This is a genomic window from Azospirillum doebereinerae, from assembly GCF_003989665.1.
In the GTDB taxonomy this organism is placed as follows: Bacteria; Pseudomonadota; Alphaproteobacteria; order Azospirillales; family Azospirillaceae; genus Azospirillum; species Azospirillum doebereinerae.
This window is the reverse complement of sequence record NZ_RZIJ01000005.1, coordinates 149,240-164,056: the sequence shown is the minus strand read 5'-3', so window position 1 is coordinate 164,056 and position 14,817 is coordinate 149,240. Positions and strand designations below refer to the sequence as shown.

Annotated in this window: 16 protein-coding genes; 12 read left to right on the top strand and 4 right to left on the bottom strand. The window is 69.4% G+C overall.

All coding sequences use genetic code 11. The features are described from left to right. The first annotated feature begins 372 nt into the window (after positions 1-372). From EJ913_RS08815 to dnaQ, 5 genes are read left to right on the top strand one after another with little or no spacing between them, the layout of a single operon-like run. A complete protein-coding gene (locus EJ913_RS08815; RefSeq protein WP_126996850.1) occupies positions 373-1,224 on the top strand; it encodes a pyruvate, water dikinase regulatory protein in 852 nt (283 codons plus the stop codon). Then, the gene (locus EJ913_RS08810; protein ID WP_126996848.1) at positions 1,224-1,835 is read left to right on the top strand and encodes a Maf family protein; all 612 of its coding nucleotides are present in this window, start codon (positions 1,224-1,226) and stop codon (positions 1,833-1,835) included. The genes EJ913_RS08815 and EJ913_RS08810 overlap by 1 nt, the downstream gene beginning before the upstream one ends. Then, positions 1,832-2,671 carry a shikimate dehydrogenase gene (locus EJ913_RS08805; RefSeq protein ID WP_185909720.1) on the top strand — a complete coding sequence of 280 codons (840 nt, stop codon included), beginning with the start codon at positions 1,832-1,834 and terminating at the stop codon, positions 2,669-2,671. The genes EJ913_RS08810 and EJ913_RS08805 overlap by 4 nt, the downstream gene beginning before the upstream one ends. Positions 2,672-2,692: 21 nt before the next feature. Then, positions 2,693-3,352: a dephospho-CoA kinase gene (gene coaE, locus EJ913_RS08800; protein ID WP_126996846.1), complete on the top strand. Its 660-nt coding sequence runs from the start codon at positions 2,693-2,695 to the stop codon at positions 3,350-3,352. Beyond that, complete coding sequence (gene dnaQ, locus EJ913_RS08795; RefSeq protein ID WP_126996844.1) at positions 3,345-4,025, top strand: DNA polymerase III subunit epsilon; 681 nt, start codon at positions 3,345-3,347, stop codon at positions 4,023-4,025. Before coaE ends, dnaQ begins: the two co-directional genes overlap by 8 nt. Positions 4,026-4,121: 96 nt before the next feature. Here dnaQ and EJ913_RS08790 read toward each other — a convergent pair whose 3' ends face one another. The 3 genes from EJ913_RS08790 to EJ913_RS08780 are packed head-to-tail and all read right to left on the bottom strand — an operon-like array spanning position 4,122 to position 7,738. Then, positions 4,122-5,096, bottom strand: coding sequence for a quinone oxidoreductase family protein (locus EJ913_RS08790; protein ID WP_126996843.1), 975 nt, complete (start codon positions 5,094-5,096; stop codon positions 4,122-4,124). 48 nt (positions 5,097-5,144) lie between these two features. Beyond that, positions 5,145-5,657: a methylated-DNA--[protein]-cysteine S-methyltransferase gene (locus EJ913_RS08785; protein ID WP_126996841.1), complete on the bottom strand. Its 513-nt coding sequence runs from the start codon at positions 5,655-5,657 to the stop codon at positions 5,145-5,147. A gap of 38 nt (positions 5,658-5,695) precedes the next feature. Next, on the bottom strand, positions 5,696-7,738 hold the full coding sequence (locus EJ913_RS08780; protein WP_126996839.1) for a thioredoxin domain-containing protein: 2,043 nt from the start codon (positions 7,736-7,738) through the stop codon (positions 5,696-5,698). Positions 7,739-7,927: 189 nt separating this feature from the next. On the opposite strand from EJ913_RS08780, the gene EJ913_RS08775 reads away from it, so the two are divergent. From EJ913_RS08775 to EJ913_RS08745, 7 genes are all read left to right on the top strand, one after another. Continuing rightward, a complete protein-coding gene (locus EJ913_RS08775; protein WP_126996837.1) occupies positions 7,928-8,179 on the top strand; it encodes a DUF6489 family protein in 252 nt (83 codons plus the stop codon). Further along, the gene (locus EJ913_RS08770; RefSeq protein WP_126996835.1) at positions 8,176-8,535 is read left to right on the top strand and encodes a (2Fe-2S) ferredoxin domain-containing protein; all 360 of its coding nucleotides are present in this window, start codon (positions 8,176-8,178) and stop codon (positions 8,533-8,535) included. Before EJ913_RS08775 ends, EJ913_RS08770 begins: the two co-directional genes overlap by 4 nt. 19 nt (positions 8,536-8,554) lie before the next feature. Further along, positions 8,555-9,886, top strand: coding sequence for a tRNA uridine-5-carboxymethylaminomethyl(34) synthesis GTPase MnmE (mnmE, locus tag EJ913_RS08765; protein WP_126996833.1), 1,332 nt, complete (start codon positions 8,555-8,557; stop codon positions 9,884-9,886). A gap of 115 nt (positions 9,887-10,001) precedes the next feature. Continuing rightward, positions 10,002-11,870 carry a tRNA uridine-5-carboxymethylaminomethyl(34) synthesis enzyme MnmG gene (mnmG, locus tag EJ913_RS08760; RefSeq protein ID WP_185909719.1) on the top strand — a complete coding sequence of 623 codons (1,869 nt, stop codon included), beginning with the start codon at positions 10,002-10,004 and terminating at the stop codon, positions 11,868-11,870. Then, on the top strand, positions 11,870-12,484 hold the full coding sequence (rsmG, locus tag EJ913_RS08755) for a 16S rRNA (guanine(527)-N(7))-methyltransferase RsmG (RefSeq protein ID WP_126997112.1): 615 nt from the start codon (positions 11,870-11,872) through the stop codon (positions 12,482-12,484). The genes mnmG and rsmG overlap by 1 nt, the downstream gene beginning before the upstream one ends. Positions 12,485-12,533: 49 nt before the next feature. Beyond that, positions 12,534-13,331: a ParA family protein gene (locus EJ913_RS08750; RefSeq protein ID WP_126996829.1), complete on the top strand. Its 798-nt coding sequence runs from the start codon at positions 12,534-12,536 to the stop codon at positions 13,329-13,331. Next, positions 13,328-14,248, top strand: coding sequence for a ParB/RepB/Spo0J family partition protein (locus EJ913_RS08745; RefSeq protein WP_126996827.1), 921 nt, complete (start codon positions 13,328-13,330; stop codon positions 14,246-14,248). The genes EJ913_RS08750 and EJ913_RS08745 overlap by 4 nt, the downstream gene beginning before the upstream one ends. On the opposite strand, the gene EJ913_RS08740 is transcribed toward EJ913_RS08745, so the two are convergent. Beyond that, positions 14,249-14,743 (bottom strand): dihydrofolate reductase, encoded by a 495-nt coding sequence (locus EJ913_RS08740; RefSeq protein ID WP_126996825.1) that lies wholly within the window; start codon positions 14,741-14,743, stop codon positions 14,249-14,251. Positions 14,744-14,817 lie beyond the last annotated feature (74 nt).

Here is a 14,817-nt window from a genome sequence, read left to right as displayed (position 1 = left end):
GTCCCCCTTCACTATTCTTTTTTTTTTAGGTTGGAAAGGAAGAGGATGTAGTGGGTGCCTGTGGATAACGGTAATCCCCGTCGTCCACGAATCCATCCACAGATCCGGGGCCGGATCCGGGGCTGTGCGGCAGCCTGTGGACGATTCGGAGGGCTACCCCCGGAAACGGCGGAAATGCTATAGGTGGAAGCGCGGGAATCCCGTGGATAACAAGGCGGGGATCCGGGGATTCTCCCGTCTCGCGGACCGTTCGGCGGAGTTGTTCCGCAGGGGGCCGAGAGGGGGAGGGGGAGTCCCGGTTTCCGGATGGAATCGAGGGGGATCCGGTTGTCCACAAAAGACGCCGTTTTCTCCACAGCATGTTGGGGACGGATGAAACAGTTCCATCTACATCTCGTGTCCGATGCGACGGGCGAGACGATCAACAGCGTGGCGCGCGCCTGCGTGATCCAGTTCGACGATGTGCGCCCGGTCGAGCATTTCTGGAACCTCGTGCGGACCGACCGGCAGCTCGATCTCGTGCTGGAGGGGATCAAGGACAACCACGGGCTCGTCATGTTCACGCTGGTGGATGAGACGCTTCGCCGCAGGCTCCAGGATTTCTGCCGCGAGCTGCAGGTTCCCTGCATTCCGGTTCTCGATCCGCTGATCAACGCGCTCGCCGCCTTCCTCGGCGTCGAATCCCAGCGTCAGCCCGGCCGCCAGCACGCGCTGGACGCGGAGTACTTCAGCCGCATGGACGCGGTGGACTTCGCGCTGTCCCACGACGACGGCCAGTCGAACTGGGATTTGCACGAGGCCGACGTGGTGCTGATCGGCGTGTCGCGCACGTCGAAGACGCCGACCTGCATCTATCTGGCGAACCGGGGCATCAAGGCGGCCAACATCCCGCTGGTGCCGGGCACCACCCTGCCGCCGGAAATCAGCCTGCTGACCCGCCCGCTGATCGTCGGGCTGACCAAGGACCCCGACCAGCTGGTCCAGATCCGCCGCAACCGGCTGAAGCTGCTGAACCAGGGCGAGGATTCCGACTACGCCGACCCGGAGATCGTGCGCAACGAGGTGGCCGAGGCGCGCCGCCTGTTCAGCCGCCACAAATGGCCGGTCATCAACGTGTCGCGCCGCTCCATCGAGGAGACGGCCTCGGAGATCATGATGCTGCTCGCCCGCCGCCAGAGCACCGGCCTGATGCCGGACGGGCGCAAGCCCGAAGGCGGCATCTGATGAGCCCGCCAACCCAGCCGGCGCTGGTGCTGGCGTCCGGGTCGCGGACCAGGGCCGCCATGCTGGAACGCGCCGGGCTGACCGCCATCCTCGACAAGCCTCTGGTGGACGAGGAGGAGGTGAAGCTCGCCGGCCGCGCCGAGGGCGTCCCCGCCGACGCCGTGGCCGAGGCCCTGGCCGAGCTGAAGGCGCAGCGCGTGACCCGCCGCCATCCGGGCGCGCTGGTGATCGGCGCCGACCAGATGCTGGATTGCGAGGGAATCTGGTTCGACAAGCCGGCCGACCGCGCCGGCGCCCGCGACCAGTTGCTGAGCCTGCGCGGCAAGACCCACCAGCTTGTGAGCTGCGCGGTGGTCCTGCGCGACGGCCAGCGGCTTTGGCACAAGGTGGACCGCGCCAAGCTGACCATGCGCTGGTTCAGCGAGGCCTTTCTCGACGACTACCTCGACCGGGCCGGCGAGGAGGTGCTGCATTCGGTCGGCGCCTATCAGTTGGAAGGTTTGGGCGCCCAGCTGTTCCAGAAGGTCGAGGGCGACTTCTTCACCATCCTCGGGCTGCCGCTGCTGCCGCTGCTCGGGTTTCTGCGCGTGCACGGAGTGGGAACGGAATGACGATCAGCGGCAAGGCGAGGCTGGCCGGCGTGATGGGCTGGCCGATCGGGCATTCACGCTCCCCCCGGCTGCACGGGCATTGGCTGGAGCGCTACGGAATCGACGGCGCCTATGTGCCGCTGGCGGTGCCGCCCGAGCGCGCCGAACAGGCGATCCGCGCCCTGCCCGCTTTGGGCTTTCGTGGCTGCAACGTCACGGTGCCGTTCAAGGAGATCGCCTTCCGCACCGTCGACCGGCTCGACGCGACGGCCCGGCGCATGGGCGCCGTCAACACCATCGTCGTCCACGCGGACGGCACGCTGGAGGGCGGCAACACCGATGGTTTCGGCTTCCTTGAGAACGTCAAGGCCGGCTGCCGCGACTGGAGCGCCGAACAGGGTCCGGCCGTGGTGATCGGCGCCGGTGGGGCCGCGCGCGCGGTCGCCGTGGCGCTGCTCGACGCCGGTGCGCCGGAGATCCGCCTCGTCAACCGCACCCGCGCGCGGGCCGAGGAACTGGCCGCGGACATCGGCGGTCCGATCGCGGTGGTGGATTGGGTTTCACGTGAAACCGCCCTGGAGGGCGCCGCCCTGCTGGTCAACACCACGACCCAGGGCATGACCGGGCATCCGCCGCTCGATCTCGACCTGCGCGCCCTGCCCGTTGCGGCGGTCGTCAACGACATCGTCTACACGCCGCTCGACACGCCGCTGCTGGTGGCGGCGCGGTCGCGCGGCAACCGGGCGGTGGACGGGCTGGGCATGCTGCTGCATCAGGCCCGTCCTGGCTTCCAGGCGTGGTTCGGCGTCGAGCCGGAGGTGACGCCGGATCTCGCCCGCATCGTCCTGGAAGGCTGAGCCGGCGATGGTGATTGGGCGATGATCGTGCTTGGCCTCACCGGCTCCATCGGCATGGGCAAGAGCACGGCCGCGCGGATGCTGGCGGCGATGGGCGCGCCGGTCTGCGATTCCGACGCGGTCGTCCATGGGCTGCTGGCCAAGGGGGGCCGCGCCGTTCCCGCCATCGACGCCGCCTTTCCCGGTGCCGTCATCGACGGGGCGGTGAGCCGCCCGGCGCTGGGCGCGGCGGTGTTCCGCGACCCGGCGGCGCTGACCCGGCTGGAGGCGATCCTTCACCCCATGGTCCAGGCGACGCAGCGCGACTTCATCGCCCGCGCGGCGCGGCGCGGCGCGAAGGTTGTGGTGCTCGACATCCCGCTGTTGTTCGAGACCGGGGGCGAGCGCCGGGTTGACGCAACCGTCGTGGTCTCCGCCCCCTTCGTCGTGCAGAAGGCCCGCGTCCTCGCCCGCCCCGGCATGACACCGGAGAAGTTCGCCGGAATCCTCGCGCGCCAGACCCCTGACGCCGAGAAGCGGCGGCGCGCCGACCACGTCGTTCCGACCGGAGCCGGTCGGCTGGTGACGCGGCGGGCGCTTGCGTGCATTCTGCGCGCCGTTCGGCACCGTCCCGGCCGGCATTGGCCGGTGCGGGGGTACCAACCCAAATTCGGGAAAATGGGGCAGGTCCATCATGCGTGAAATCGTTCTCGACACCGAAACCACGGGCTTCAAGCCGGAGGAGGGACACCGGTTGGTCGAGATCGGCTGCATCGAGCTGGTCAACCACGTCGCCACCGGCGAGCGCTTCCACGTCTACCTGAACCCCGAGCGCGACATGCCGGCCGAGGCCTTCGCGGTCCACGGCCTGAGTTCCGACTTCCTGGCGGACAAGCCGCTGTTCAACGACGTCGCCGCCGAGTTCGTCGCCTTCATCGGCGACGCGCCGCTGGTCATCCACAACGCCGCCTTCGACATGACCTTCCTGAATTGGGAGCTGAAGATCGCCGGCTACCCGACGATGCCGAAGGAACGCGCCATCGACACGCTGCTGATGGCGCGGCAGAAGTTCCCCGGCTCGCCCGCGTCGCTCGACGCGCTGTGCAAGCGCTTCGGCGTCGACAACGCCGGCCGCACGCTGCACGGCGCCTTGCTCGACGCCCAGCTGCTGGCGGAAGTCTATCTGGAGCTGCGTGGCGGCCGTCAGGCCGGTCTGGCGCTTGCCTCCGGTCCGGTCAATAAGGGCGGCGTTGCCTCGGTCCGCATCGACCGCCCCTTCCGCGAAGCCCGCATCTTCGCCCTCAGCGCGGAGGAGACCGCCGCGCACGGCGAGCTTCTCAAGAAGCTGAAGAGCCCGCTCTGGCTGGCGGAGTAAGATGGAGTGGGTGCAGCCCCGCTTGCTCCCTCCCTAACCCTTCCCCCGCTTGTCAGCGGGAGAGGGTTGGTGAGGAGGCAAACGAGGCAGGACTTTTTACGGCAACAGCACCGTCGAGCCGGTCGTCTCGCGGGCTTCCAGCGCGCGGTGCGCGGCGGCGGCCTCGCGGAGTGGGAAGCTCTGGTTGACCTTGATGCTGACGCCGCCGGCCTTCACCGCGTCGAACAGGTCTGCCGCCGCGCCCATCAAATCCTCGCGCTTGGCGACGTAGGTGTACAGCGTCGGGCGGGTGACGTAGAGCGATCCCTTGGACGCCAGCAGGCCGAGGTCGAACGGCTCCGGCGCGCCGGACGCCGCCCCGAACAGCGCCATCAGCCCGCGCGGGCGCAAGCAGTCCAGACCTTTCAGGAAGGTGGTCTTGCCGACGCCGTCGTAGACGACGGGAACGCCCTGCCCGTCCGTCAAATCCTTCACCCGCGCGACGAAATCCTCGCGGGTGTAGACGATGGTGTGGTCGCAGCCATGCGACTTGGCGAGTTCCGCCTTCTCGTCGGAGCCGACCGTGCCGATGACCGTGGCGCCGAGATGCTTGGCCCATTGGCACAGCAGCAACCCGACCCCGCCGGCGGCGGCCTGGACCAGGATGGTGTCGCCGGGCTGCACCGCGTAGGTCGAGCGCAGCAGATACTGCGCGGTCAGCCCCTGCAACAGCATGGCGGCGGTCGCCTGCTCGTCCATCCAGGACGGCAGCGGCACCAGCCGGTCGACGGGAACCAGCCGGGCTTCGGCGTAGGCGCCGATCAGCGGCGCGTAGCCGACCCGGTCGCCGGCCTTCAGCGTCGTCACGTCCGGGCCGACCGCCTCGACCACGCCGGTCGCGGCGGTGCCGAGGATGGCCGGGAAGCTCGGCAGCTTGTAGGCACCGGAGCGGTGGTAGGTGTCGATGTAGTTCAGCCCGACCGCCGTCTGGCGAATTCGGGCCTGACCGGGGCCGGGCTCCCCGACCTCGATTTCCTCCCAGCGCAGGACGTCCGGTCCGCCCTGTTCGTGGATGCGGATGGCATGAACCATGATGGTGTCGTTCCCTTCGGTTTGGATTTTCTTGTCGGATGCCGCGTGTCAGAGCAGCGCGAACTGGACCGCCGCCTGGGGGACCGGCTTTGCCGCTTCGGGCGCGTGGCGGCGCTCCAGGTCGAGCAGCCACGCCTTGGTCTCCAGCCCGCCCTGTCCCGAATAGCCGCCGGGTGCGCCGCCCCCGCCCAGGATGCGGTGACAGGGGATGATGACCGGGATCGGGTTGGCTCCGCAGGCTCCGCCGACCGCGCGCGGCGCGCTGCCCAAGACACGCGCCACCCCGCCATAGGTCAGGGTGCCGCCATAGGGGATTGCCAGCATCGCCGCCCAGACGCTTTGCCGGAAGGCCGTCCCCGCCGGTTTCAGCGGCAGGTCGAAGCGGTGAAGCCGTCCGGCGAAATACGCCTCCAACTGCCGGGCCGTCTCGTCCAGCACCGCGTCGGAGGCTTCACACTCTGCCTGTCCCCAACCCAGCACGGTCAGGGCGCCGTCCTGGCTGGTCAGCCGCAGAGGCCCGAGCGGGCTGTCTACGGTCAGCTGTCCGGTTCGGCGGTCCATGGGTGTCCTCCTATCTTATCCTTACTTGGCCTTGAGGCTCAGGGCTGGCGGCGCGGCAGCGCCCCGCCCAGATCCGCCGGGCTGGTGACCGGTGCGGAGCAGGTCGTGCCGGTGCAGACATAGGCGGTGGCCCGGCCCTCCTTCATGCCCTTTCCCTGCGCCGGATGACCGGCCGGCAGATCCGCCCCAGGCGGCAGCAGGGTCAGGATACGGTTCGGCAGCGAGCGGTCCAGCACGGCGCGGCGCAGCGCCTCGGTCTCCGGTGCCTTGGGTGGGCCGACGATGACGACCTGCGTCGGCGTGTGCAGGAACTCTACGGCGTTGAGGAAGGTCGTCAGCGGGAAGAAGTTGCGCGTCAACTCGCCGGAAAAGGCGGCGGCCACGGCCTCGGCGCGTTCGCGGTAGGCATCCTCCCCGGTGCGTTGGAACAAGGTCGCCAGCACGGCCAGCATCGTGCCGTTGCCGTTGGGGGTGGCGTTGTCGTAGGCGCTCTTGGTGCGGACGATCAGCCCTTCCGCGTCGTCGGCGGTGAAGAAATAGCCGCCCGCCGCCGCGTCCCAGAAATGGGCGTCGAGCACCGCCGTCCAATCCCGCGCCTGATCGAGCGCCGCCGGATCCCCCGTCGCATCGTGCAGCGCCAGGGCGGCCCGCGCCATGCCGGCGTAGTCGTCCAGCATGCCCGGTGTCCGCAACTGCCCGGCCCGCCAGCTGTGGTGCAGCCGGTTCCCGCCGTCGTTCATCCGGTCGCGCACGAAGGCGAAGGCCCGCCAGGCGGCGTCGATCCATTCCGGTTCGTCCAGCGCCAGCCCGGCGTGGACGAGCGCCGCGATCATCTGCCCGTTCCAGTCGGCCAGCACCTTGTCGTCCCAGCCCGGCCGCACCCGCTTGGCCCGCGCCCGCAGCAGCGTCTCGCGGTTCGCCGCCAGCCGGGCCTCGGCCTCCGGCTCGGCCAGCTCCAGCCGGCCCAGCCGGTTCAGGATCGTGGTTCCCTCCCAGTTGCCGTGCGGCGTGACGTCGTAGACCTGCTTGAAGAAGCCCGCGTCGGGGCCGAGCAGCCGGTCGATCTCCGTCTCGCTCCAGACGTAGAAGCGGCCCTCCTCCCCCTCGCTGTCGGCGTCGAGCGTCGCGGCGAAGCCGCCGCCCTCCGCGATCATCTCGCGCTGCACCCAGCCGACGGTCTCGCGGATGCGTGCCTCCAGCAGCGGGTCGCGCGCGTCCTGCCAGACCAGCGTCATCAAGTCGACCAACGCGGCGTTGTCGTAGAGCATCTTTTCGAAATGCGGCGCCAGCCAGCGTTCGTCCACCGAATAGCGCGCGAAGCCGCCGCCGAGATGGTCGTAGATGCCGCCCTGCGCCATGTTCGCCAGCGTGTTCACCACCGCCTCGCGGTAGGGCGCCTGTCCGGTGCGCTGCCAAGCCCGCCACAGCAGCTCGAACAGCGGCATCTGCGGGAATTTCGGCGCGGAGCCGATGCCGCCATGGACCGGATCGACCTCGCGCGCCAGCCGGGACGCGATCTGGTCGAGCATCGACGGGTCGATCGCCCCGGCGGCGCGGTTCTCGGCCTGGCTTTCCAACGCGGCCTTCAGGGCGGAGACGTTGCGGGTCACCTTGTCGGGTTCCTCCGCATAGCTCTCGGCGACGCCGCGCAGCACGTCGGGAAAGCCGCCCCGGCCGTAGCGCGGGGCGGGCGGGAAATAGGTCCCGCCCCAGAAGGGCTCGGCGTCGGCGGTCAGGAACATGGTCAGCGGCCAGCCGCCCTGCTGCCCGAGCAAGGCCAAGGCCGACTGGTAGATGTGGTCCACGTCCGGCCGTTCTTCGCGGTCGACCTTGATGTTGACGAACAGCTCGTTCATCAGCCCGGCGATGGCCGGGTTCTCGAAGCTCTCATGGGCCATGACGTGGCACCAGTGGCAGGCGGCGTAGCCGACCGACAGCAGGACCGGCTTGTTCTCGGCGCGGGCGCGGGCGAAGGCTTCGGGTCCCCAAGGCATCCAGTGAACGGGGTTGTCCTTGTGCTGGAGCAGGTAGGGGCTGGTTTCCCGGCCCAGCAGGTTGGTTCCCGGCGGAGTGGCCGTCATGGCGGTGTCCCATCGATGAGGCGTTGAAAGCCGTTGTTCCCGGTGAAGCGCTTGGCAACAAGGTGGCACTGTGGTGGCGTTGCGCCAATGCATCCTATCTGTATAGTGGGGCATGAGCCGATGCGGCGCTCAACCCCAAAATTTCCTTCGACGGGCACCCCCGCCCGTCCGCATCGGGAGGGCTCGGGCATGAAGATCACCGTGGACATCGACTGCACGCCTGAGGAGGCCCGGCATTTCCTGGGCCTGCCGGACGTCAAGCCGATGCAGGACGCCATCATGCAGGACATCCAGGAGAGCATGCGCGCCAACCTCCACGCCATGGACCCGGAAACCCTGCTGAAGACCTGGCTTCCCGCCGGCATCCAGGGAATGGAACAGTTGCAGAAGATGTTTTGGTCCCAGATGGCGTCGGCCCTGGGCCAGGAAGGACGAAAGTGAGCGATCCGAAACCTTATTTTGAAGCGCACGTCTTCTGCTGCACGAACCGCCGCCCCGATGGGCACAAGCGCGGATCCTGTGCCGCCCACGGGGCGGAGAAGCTGCGCGATTACATGAAGGCCCGCGCCCGCGAGCTGGGCTTCGACGGCAAGGTCCGGATCAACTCCGCCGGCTGCCTGGACCGCTGCGAACTGGGGCCGACCCTGGTCATCTACCCGGACGGCGTCTGGTACACCTACCGCAGCCCGGCCGACGTGGACGAGATCCTGCAAACCCACATGGTCGAAGGCCGCCGGGTCGACCGCCTGATGCTGACGACCGAGCAGCGCGCCCTTCGCCCCGACCAGCGCGGCTGAGACCGGATCCGACACAGACATGACCGCGACGATTTTCGCGCTCGCCACCGCCCCCGGACGCTCCGGTGTGGCGGTGGTTCGCGTTTCAGGCCCCGGCGCCGGATCCGCCCTCACCGCGCTGAGCGGACGGCCGCTGCCCGAACCGCGCCGTGCCACCCTCGCGACCTTGCGCGATCCCGCGACCGGCGACGCGCTCGACGACGCGCTGGTGTTGCGCTTCACGGCGCCCGCCAGCTTCACCGGCGAGGATGTGGTGGAGCTTCACCTGCATGGCGGACGGGCCGTGGTGACCGGGGTGATCGAGGCCCTGGCCGCCCTGCCCGGCCTGCGCCTTGCCGAGCCCGGCGAGTTCACCCGCCGCGCCTTCGAGAACGGCAAGCTCGACCTGACGGAGGCCGAGGCGGTCGCCGACCTGATCGACGCCGAGACCACCGCCCAACGCCGGCAGGCCCTGCGTCAGATGGACGGCGCGCTGGGGCGACTCTACGACGGCTGGCGGGACCGGCTGACCCGCGCCCTCGCCCACATCGAAGCCGACATCGACTTCGCTGACGAGGATTTGCCGGGCGGTGTCGCCGACGCGGTGCGGCCGGTGGTGGAACGCCTGATCGCGGAGATTGCCGCGCATCTGGACGACGGCGGGCGTGGCGAGCGGCTGCGCGAGGGGCTGCACATCGCCATCGTCGGCGCCCCCAACGCCGGCAAGTCCAGCCTGCTGAACGCGCTCGCCCGGCGGGACGCGGCCATCGTCTCGGCCCGCGCCGGCACCACCCGCGACGTGATCGAAGTGCACCTCGATCTCGGCGGCTATCCCGTGGTGCTGGCCGACACGGCCGGCTTGCGCGAGGCGGCGGCCGACGAGGTCGAGGAGGAAGGCATCCGCCGCGCCCGCGACCGGGCGGCCCGGGCCGACGTGAAGGTCGCCGTGTTCGACGCGACCGCCCTGCCCGACCTCGACCCGGCCACCCTGGCGCTCATCGACGCGGACACGGTGGTGGCGGTCAACAAGCGCGACCTGTCCGACTCCCCGCTTCCGCTGATCGGTGGACAGACTCCTATTCCGGTCTCCGCCCGCAGCGGTGCCGGTCTGGTCGATCTTGAAAAGTGTTTGGCGGCGTTTAGCGCGGAGCGTCTGGCGGTAGGCGGCACCCCGTCCCTGACCCGTGCGCGCCACCGCGCCGCGCTGGAGGAATGCCGAGCTTCGCTGGAACGCGCGTTGTCGGCGCCCTTGCCGGAGCTGGCGGCGGAGGACATCCGCTTGGCCAGCCGGGCGCTAGGCCGCATCACCGGGCGGGTCGATGTGGAAGACCTGCTGGAGATCATCTTCCGGGATTTCTGCATCGGCAAATGAGCCGCAACCGACCGGACCGGGACGCCCGTGTTTCACGTGAAACATCGGTGACCCGCGTCCGGCGTCGGGGAGCAACCCCTTGGCGTCAGGGGACGCTTCGGTTATGGTCCCGCCCATGCGTATATTCGATGTCATCGTTGTCGGCGGCGGTCACGCCGGCTGTGAAGCGGCGGCGGCCTCCGCGCGCATGGGCGCGCGCACGTTGCTGCTGACCCACAAGGTCGAAACCATCGGCGAGATGTCCTGCAACCCCGCCATCGGCGGCTTGGCCAAGGGTCATCTGGTGCGGGAGATCGACGCCCTGGACGGCGTGATGGCCAAGGCCATCGACCGGGGCGGCATCCAGTTCCGCATTCTGAACCGCAGCAAGGGACCGGCCGTGCGCGGCCCGCGCGCCCAGGCCGACCGCAAGCTCTACCGTCAGGCCATGCAGAGCCTGCTGGCCGAACAGCCCAACCTGACCATCGGGGCCGGCGGCGCCGAGGATCTGATCGTCGACGCCGAGGGGCGGATCGCCGGTGTCGTCACCGGGGCCGGCGAGTCCATCGCCGCCGGGGCGGTGGTGCTGACGACCGGCACCTTCCTGCGCGGCCTGATCCACATCGGCGAGGAACGCACCCCCGCCGGCCGCGTCGGCGAGGCGCCCGCGCTCGGGCTGTCGGACACGCTGGCCCGGCTCGGCTTCCCGCTTGGCCGGCTGAAGACCGGCACGCCGCCCCGGCTCGACGGGCGCACCATCGATTGGGACGCGTTGGAGAAGCAGCCGGGCGACACCCCGCCGCCGCCCTTCTCCTATCTGACGGACCGCATCGACACGCCGCAGATCGATTGCGCGATCACCTGGACGACGCCCGAAGCGCACGACCTGATCCGCGCCAACCTGCACCGGGCGCCGATGTATTCCGGCCAGATCACCGGCACCGGCCCGCGCTATTGCCCGTCCATCGAGGACAAGGTGGTGCGCTTCGCCGACAAGGAGCGGCACCAGATCTTCCTGGAGCCCGAGGGGCTGGACGACCCCACCGTCTATCCGAACGGCATCTCGACCTCCCTGCCGCGCGACGTGCAGCTCGGCATTCTCAAGAGCATGCCGGGGCTGGAGCGGACCGTGATGATCCGGCCCGGCTACGCCATCGAATACGACTACGTCGATCCGCGCGAACTGAAGCCGACGCTGGAGACCCGCCGCGCGCCGCGCCTGTTCCTCGCCGGCCAGATCAACGGCACCACCGGCTATGAGGAGGCGGCGGCCCAGGGGCTGATGGCCGGGATCAACGCCGCACTGGTGGCGGGCGGCTCGACTGAAGGCTTCGTGCTCGACCGCGCCGACGCCTACATCGGCGTGCTGATCGACGACCTGATCGGGCGCGGCACCAACGAGCCCTACCGCATGTTCACCTCGCGCGCCGAATACCGGCTGCTGCTGCGCGCCGACAACGCCGACCAGCGGTTGACCGCCAAGGGTGTCGCCATCGGTTGCGTTGGCTCGCACCGCCGCGACGTGTTCGCCGCCAAGAGCGACGCCTTGCAGGCCGGCCGTGCGCTGGTCGGCGCGCTTCAGGCGACGCCGCCGGAGCTGCTGCGCCAGGGCATCGCGGTGAACCAGGACGGTGTCCGCCGCAGCGCCGCCGATCTGCTGCGCTACCCCGACGTGGACCTCGCCGCCCTCGCCCGCCTGTGGCCGGAGCTGTCGGAGATCGCGCCGGACATCGCCGAGCAGCTGGAGATCGACGGCAAATACGCCGGCTATCTCGGCCGCCAGGAGGCCGACATCCGCGCCTTCCGCAAGGACGAGGCGCTGGCCCTTCCCGAGACGCTCGACGTCGACGGCATCGGCAGCCTGTCGGCCGAGATCCGGCAGAAGCTGCGTCAGTCACGCCCGGCGACGCTGGGGGCCGCGGCTCGCATTCCCGGCATGACCCCGGCGGCGCTGGTGGCGCTGCTGCGCCACGTGAAGCGGCGCGACTTGCAGGCGGCGGAATGATGAACCAATTCGACGTGACCGCCTTCCAGGAGGCCACCGGTGTTTCACGTGAAACGCTGGAACGCCTCTCGGCCTACGAGGTTCTGCTGCGCAAGTGGCAGCCGAAGATCAACTTGGTCGGCCCCTCCACCCTGCCGGATCTGTGGCGCCGCCACTTCCTGGATTCCGCCCAGCTCTTCCCGCTGCTGCCGGACGCGACACGGGTGCTGGTCGATCTGGGCAGCGGCGCCGGCTTCCCCGGTCTGGTGCTGGCGATCCTCGGCGTGCCGGAGGTTCACCTGATCGAAAGCGATTCCCGCAAGGCAGTCTTCCTGCGCGAGGCCGCGCGCGCGGCCGGCGTGACGGTGACCGTCCACAACAAGCGGATCGAAACCGTCACCGGCATCGAAGCCGACGTCGTGACGGCCCGCGCCTTGGCCCCACTGGCGGACCTGCTCGGCTGGTCCTTCCCGTTCCTGGGATCGCGCGGCACCGCGCTGTTCCTCAAGGGCCAGGCGCTCGACGACGAACTGACCGCCGTTGCCGGCGGATGGACCCTGCGGAGCGAACGCTTCGACAGCCGCAGCGATCCGACCGGCACCATCCTGCGCGTGAGTGACCTTGACCGTGCCTGACACCGTGAACCCGCCCTCTTCCCGCCCTCCGGCTTCCCAAGAGGCTTCCATGTCCGCCGTCACCAACTCCCTTGCCCGCGTGGTCGCGATCGCGAACCAGAAGGGTGGCGTCGGCAAGACGACGACGACCATCAACCTCGCCACGGCGCTCGCCGTCATCGGCAAGCGGGTGCTGGTCATCGACCTCGACCCGCAGGGCAACGCCTCGACCGGCCTCGGCATTCCGCGTTCGGACCGCCGCGTCGGCATCTACGACGTGCTGTTCGACAACGTCGCGCTGGAGGACGCCGCCATCGACTCCGCCGTGCCGAATCTGTCGATCATCACCTCGTCGGTCGATCTGTCGGGCGCCGAGATCGAGCTGGTTGGCGCCGAGCGCCGCGAGTTCCGCCTGCGCGAGGCGGTCGCCAACAGCGCGCTGGAATACGACTACGTGCTGATCGACTGCCCCCCGGCGCTGGGTCTTCTGACGCTGAACGCGCTGGTGGCGTCGCACGCCGTCATGGTGCCGTTGCAGTGCGAGTTCTACGCGCTGGAAGGCCTCAGCCATCTGGTCCGCACCATCGAGCGGGTCAAGCGGGCGTTCAACCCGAACCTCGACATCCACGGCGTCGTGCTGACCATGTTCGACAAGCGCAACAACCTGTCCGACATGGTGGCCGCCGACGTGCGCGGCTTCTTCGGCGAGAAGGTCTACGACACCGTCATCCCGCGCAACGTCAAGGTCTCGGAGGCGCCGTCGCACGGCAAGCCGGTGCTGATCTACGACATGCGCTGCCCCGGATCCCAGGCTTACATTCATCTGGCCGGCGAGGTGCTGCGCCGCGAAAAGAGGTTGTGCGCATGATCGACGACGCCAAGCGTATGGATGGCGCGGGGGCGCGGCGCGCCAGCCTCGGCCGTGGGCTGTCCGCCCTCTTCGGCGAGACGACGGAGGATTACTCGCAGCTCGACAAGGTGCGCCAGTCCAAACAGGTGCCCATCGAGTTCGTCCACCCCGGCAAGTACCAGCCGCGCCGCAAATTCGACGAGGAGGCCATCCAGGGCCTCGTCGACTCGGTGCGCGACAAGGGCATCCTCCAGCCGCTGCTGGTCCGTCGCGATCCGGAGACGGCGAACTCCTACGAGCTGATCGCCGGCGAGCGCCGCTGGCGCGCGGCGCAGATCGCCGGGCTGCACGAGGTGCCGGTCGTCATCCGCGACCTCAGCGACCGCGAGGCGCTGGAAATCGCGCTGGTCGAGAACATCCAGCGCCAGGATCTGACTCCACTGGAAGAGGCGGAGGGTTATCGCCGTCTGATGGAGGAGTTCGAGCACACCCAGGAGGATCTGGCCCGCGCTGTCGGCAAGAGCCGCAGCCACGTCGCCAACATGATGCGTCTGCTGGCCTTGCCGGATCCGGTCAAGGGCATGGTGCAGGAGGGCGCGCTCTCCGCCGGCCACGCCCGCGCGCTGCTGACCTCGGCGGATCCGGTCTCGGTGGCGCGCGAGGTGGTGAAGCGCGGCCTGAACGTCCGCCAAACCGAAGACCTGATGCGCGGCGACCAACCGGCGAAACCCCGCAAGGGCGCCGCCGGATCCGTCCCCGCTCCGGGGCCGGCGATCAAGGACGTCGACCTGCTCAATCTGGAGGAGGAGATTTCGGCGCGCATCGGGCTGAAGGTCGCCATCGACCCCCAGGGGCAGCGCGGCACCATCACGATCCATTATCAGACGCTCGACCAGCTCGACGATGTGCTGCACCGGCTGGGCGGCGAGGACTGATCAGGCGGAGCGGCGTTCGTAGTCGATGTAACGGAACGGCAGACCGTTTTCCTCGAAGCGGTCGCTGGACCAGCGCTCGACCCACTCCGGTCCGATCGCCGGCATGAATGTGTCGCCCTCCACCGCCCGTTCGACGCGGGTCAGGTGCAGGGCATCGGCCAGCGGCAGCGTTTCCCGGAACAGCGCGGCTCCCCCGATGACGCAGAGTTCGGCGGCGCCGGACTCGCGTGCCCAGGCCAGGGCCTTGTCCAAGGCCGGGAACCAGTGGGCGCCGTCGCGGTCCCCCTCAGGCTGGCTGTGGCTGACGACGAGGTTGTCGCGGCCCGGCAAGGGGCGGCGCGGCAGCGACTCCCAGGTCTTGCGGCCCATCAGGAGGGGTTTGCCGAAGGTCAGTTCCTTGAAGCGCTTCAGGTCGCTCGGCAAGTGCCAAGGAAGGCCGCCATCGCGGCCGATGACGTGGTTGGCGGAGACGGCGACGACGAGGCTGATGAGCATTGGAAAGGCTCCGAAGGGATTGAGTTCCGCCCCCTCCCCATCCCTCCCCCGCCTCCGGCGGGAGAGGGGGCTGG

Bases quoted from the DNA above. Each gene is read 5' to 3' on its own strand.
- EJ913_RS08815 (WP_126996850.1), top strand. From the start codon at position 373: ATGAAACAGTTCCATCTACATCTCGTGTCCGATGCGACGGGCGAGACG.
- EJ913_RS08810 (WP_126996848.1), top strand. From the start codon at position 1,224: ATGAGCCCGCCAACCCAGCCGGCGCTGGTGCTGGCGTCCGGGTCGCGG.
- EJ913_RS08805 (WP_185909720.1), top strand. From the start codon at position 1,832: ATGACGATCAGCGGCAAGGCGAGGCTGGCCGGCGTGATGGGCTGGCCG.
- coaE (WP_126996846.1), top strand. From the start codon at position 2,693: ATGATCGTGCTTGGCCTCACCGGCTCCATCGGCATGGGCAAGAGCACG.
- dnaQ (WP_126996844.1), top strand. From the start codon at position 3,345: ATGCGTGAAATCGTTCTCGACACCGAAACCACGGGCTTCAAGCCGGAG.
- EJ913_RS08790 (WP_126996843.1), bottom strand. From the start codon at position 5,096: ATGGTTCATGCCATCCGCATCCACGAACAGGGCGGACCGGACGTCCTG.
- EJ913_RS08785 (WP_126996841.1), bottom strand. From the start codon at position 5,657: ATGGACCGCCGAACCGGACAGCTGACCGTAGACAGCCCGCTCGGGCCT.
- EJ913_RS08780 (WP_126996839.1), bottom strand. From the start codon at position 7,738: ATGACGGCCACTCCGCCGGGAACCAACCTGCTGGGCCGGGAAACCAGC.
- EJ913_RS08775 (WP_126996837.1), top strand. From the start codon at position 7,928: ATGAAGATCACCGTGGACATCGACTGCACGCCTGAGGAGGCCCGGCAT.
- mnmE (WP_126996833.1), top strand. From the start codon at position 8,555: ATGACCGCGACGATTTTCGCGCTCGCCACCGCCCCCGGACGCTCCGGT.
- mnmG (WP_185909719.1), top strand. From the start codon at position 10,002: ATGCGTATATTCGATGTCATCGTTGTCGGCGGCGGTCACGCCGGCTGT.
- rsmG (WP_126997112.1), top strand. From the start codon at position 11,870: ATGAACCAATTCGACGTGACCGCCTTCCAGGAGGCCACCGGTGTTTCA.
- EJ913_RS08750 (WP_126996829.1), top strand. From the start codon at position 12,534: ATGTCCGCCGTCACCAACTCCCTTGCCCGCGTGGTCGCGATCGCGAAC.
- EJ913_RS08745 (WP_126996827.1), top strand. From the start codon at position 13,328: ATGATCGACGACGCCAAGCGTATGGATGGCGCGGGGGCGCGGCGCGCC.
- EJ913_RS08740 (WP_126996825.1), bottom strand. From the start codon at position 14,743: ATGCTCATCAGCCTCGTCGTCGCCGTCTCCGCCAACCACGTCATCGGC.